Source organism: Pseudomonas sp. RIT-PI-AD (assembly GCF_025642785.1).
Classification (GTDB): domain Bacteria; phylum Pseudomonadota; class Gammaproteobacteria; order Pseudomonadales; family Pseudomonadaceae; genus Pseudomonas_T.
Genome location: NZ_JANZKU010000067.1, coordinates 1 through 674, shown reverse-complemented (window position 1 = coordinate 674; position 674 = coordinate 1). Strand labels below are relative to the sequence as shown.

Annotated in this window: 1 protein-coding gene; it reads right to left on the bottom strand. The window is 64.4% G+C overall.

Annotation, left to right across the window (positions count from 1 at the left end; translation table 11 throughout):
• Window positions 1–674: phage late control D family protein (locus tag OGL92_RS22050; RefSeq protein ID WP_263148023.1), on the bottom strand; the 674-nt coding region annotated here is incomplete at both ends.

The window sequence follows — 674 nt, the reverse complement described above, 5'->3', positions numbered from 1 at the left end:
TGGGCGCTGTGCAGTTCCTCCATGCGCGCCCGGGCATAGGGATCGCCCTCGTCCAGGCTGGTGTAGCCGCCCGGGTAGTCGAAGATGTCGTAGCTGCCGTGGGCATGCTCGCCCGGCGTCGCGTGCTGGGTGGTGAGGTCCGCCCGCGGCATCTTGAAGTTGTAGTCGCGGGCCATGAACTTGCCCGGTTTGACCCGCCCGCCGGCCGCCCAGTTGTCCAGGTGGTCCTTGTCCGGGTAGGTGAAGTCCGGCCCGTAATAAGGCACCGAGGCGTACCCGGGAAAGGGATCGCAAAGCCCTACGTCGTCGGTGATCACCATCACGTGCTCGCCGGCGCTGTGCTCGAACCAGAACCAGATGCCCTCGTTCTCCAACATGCGCATGACGAAGTTGGCGTCGGTCTCGCGGTACTGCACGCAGTATTCCCAGGTGCGGTAGCTGCGGCTGAGCATGAACTTGGTCTGGAACGGATAGGCGCCCAGGACCTTCTTCACCATGTCCGGCACGCTCAGGTTCTGGAAGATCTGGTAGTCCGAGCGCCGCGTGGCGTACCACAGCCAGGGTTTGACCTGGGCCTCGTAGAGGTAGTAGCGGCCCTGCTTGCCCACCGCGCTGAAATGGATGCACTGGCCGTTGAGGTAGCGCTTGGCGCCGCCCGGAAGCTCGATCTCCAC